Source organism: Ruminococcus sp. RTP21204st1_B2_RTP21204_210225, assembly GCF_040914135.1.
GTDB classification, from domain to species: domain Bacteria; phylum Bacillota; class Clostridia; order Oscillospirales; family Ruminococcaceae; genus Hominimerdicola; species Hominimerdicola aceti.
Genome location: NZ_JBCPGA010000103.1, coordinates 1 through 2,146, shown reverse-complemented (window position 1 = coordinate 2,146; position 2,146 = coordinate 1). Strand labels below are relative to the sequence as shown.

General features: G+C 40.8%; 3 protein-coding genes. All 3 read left to right on the top strand.

Going from position 1 to position 2,146, the window contains the following annotated elements; genetic code table 11:
- Nucleotides 1-555 (top strand): hypothetical protein (locus AB5123_RS14200; RefSeq protein ID WP_368364987.1); only part of this gene is annotated, 555 nt, incomplete at its 5' end.
- A gap of 49 nt (nt 556-604) precedes the next feature.
- A complete protein-coding gene (gene xerA / locus AB5123_RS14195; RefSeq protein ID WP_368364986.1) occupies nt 605-1,591 on the top strand; it encodes a site-specific tyrosine recombinase/integron integrase in 987 nt (328 codons plus the stop codon).
- Nucleotides 1,592-1,600: 9 nt separating this feature from the next.
- The coding region (locus tag AB5123_RS14190; protein ID WP_368364985.1) for a restriction endonuclease subunit S at nt 1,601-2,146 on the top strand (546 nt) is incomplete at its 3' end.

Below are 2,146 nucleotides of genomic sequence, written 5' to 3'. Positions count from 1 at the left end.
GTTAGGATAAACAATATGGATTTAAAGAAAAAAATATACTATAGCTTTGATTTAGCATTGTTTTTGTCAGGAATTCTTTTGCTATTATTTAGCCAGAGTAAATCTAAAACAATAGAAATCAGAGCGATTATGGGAGAGTTGGCTATCATATCCTCTTATTTTCTTTTCCCATTTATTGTTTCAAAAAAGAAGGAAAAATTCTATCAAACATTATCATTTCATTTTGCTTTGTTGATAGTTTCGCTTTTTATTGCATATGCCTCCTTAAAAGTATATGTAAACTATGCTGATGGTTCTGTATGGTGGAAAGAAATTCTTGCTGCGAGTGGAGTTCTTTTAGTTCTAACTTATCTATCATATTTGTTGATTAACTTTGTGAGGTCACTATATCTGCTAAGTGAAAAACTAATATCGTTTCTTATTAATTCTAATGTTGAGAGCAAATATAAAAACGCAAAGAAAATTATAGAGAAGATTACTGCATTTATAGTTACATTAACAGCAATGGCAGCAAGTATAACAGCTTTAATCGCTTCGTTAAAGAACATCATATAATATGAACACATGGTTGTAGGATGTTGGTACTTTGAAAGGAGTACCTACAATGAAAACTACGCTTATCACCACTATCGAGCAGGCTATGCTGAAAAAGCTCGATAATGCACAGCTTCAAGCCTTGCACGAGGTTCTTGTGCAGGCTTTCAAGGGTGTATCGGTCACGGCTGTGGCTGATGTCGACAAAGCACCCGACAATATGGAGATTTTAGAGGACTTTCTTTCTGCAAAGCGGATAGAAGGCTGCTCAGAGAAGTCGCTGAACTACTACCGCAAGACGATCACGGCGGCTCTTGACGGTATCGGCAAGGGTATCAAGCATATCGCAACGGACGATCTGAGGGCGTATCTGACCGACTATCAGGCAGAAAAGAAGTCCAGCAAGGTCACTATAGATAACATTCGCCGTATCCTGTCGAGCTTCTTCTCTTGGCTGGAGGACGAGGACTATATCATCAAAAGTCCCGTTCGGCGCATTCACAAGGTCAAGACAAGCAAGACGATCAAGGAAACCTACACGGACGAGAACTTGGAACTTATGCGTGATAACTGCGTAGAATTGCGGGATTTAGCTATGATTGATATGCTTGCTTCTACGGGTATGCGTGTGGGCGAAATGGTCTTGCTGAACCGTAGCGACATTGATTTTAATGAACGTGAGTGCGTGGTGCTTGGCAAGGGCGATAAGGAGCGTATTGTGTACTTCGATGCCCGTACAAAGCTCCATTTGCAGAGTTACCTCGCTTCACGGACAGACAGCGATCCTGCCTTGTTCGTGTCGCTCCGATCTCCACATAAGCGGTTGACGATAGGTGCAATCGAGCTGCGGTTACGTGAAATGGGGCGAAAACTCGGAATAAGCAAGGTTCACCCTCACAAATTCAGGCGGACGCTTGCGACTATGGCTATCGACAAGGGTATGCCGATTGAGCAGCTTCAAAGGTTGCTCGGTCATGAAAGAATTGATACTACACTACAATATGCGATGGTGAAGCAGAGCAATGTGAAGCTGGCGCATAGGAAATACATTGGATAGGATGGTGTAATGATGTACACTGAAACAATAAAATTGGAAAGCGTAATTACAGATATAGCAGCAGGACCGTTCGGCTCGAATCTGAAAATATCCTGTTTTGTGGATTACGGCTTCCCAATAATTGATGGTGCTAACCTGAAAGGGTTTAAGGTAACAGATAATGTCACTAAATTTGTTACAGAAGAAAAGGCAAGGTCGCTCCATAGGTCTATTGCCAAAAGAAATGACGTTATTGTTACGATAAGCGGAACTTTAGGACAGATAGCGTATATACCCGAAAACTCAATGTTTGAGGAATACCTTTGCTCTCAAAGACAATTCAGGGTGTCATTTGATACTGAGAGAGTTTTTGTTCCTTACTTGGTATATTATTTTCATTCTCGTGAGGGACAGCACAAGATTCTTTCTTTTGCCAATCAAACAGGTGTTCCTGCATTGTCACAACCTCTAAAGAATTTCAGAAACATTGAGGTTGATTTGCCCGATATTGATACGCAAAAGCAGATTGCAAGTGTTATGCTATCATTAGACGATAAGATAGAACTAAATACTGCG

Bases quoted from the DNA above. Each gene is read 5' to 3' on its own strand.
- xerA (WP_368364986.1), top strand. From the start codon at position 605: ATGAAAACTACGCTTATCACCACTATCGAGCAGGCTATGCTGAAAAAG.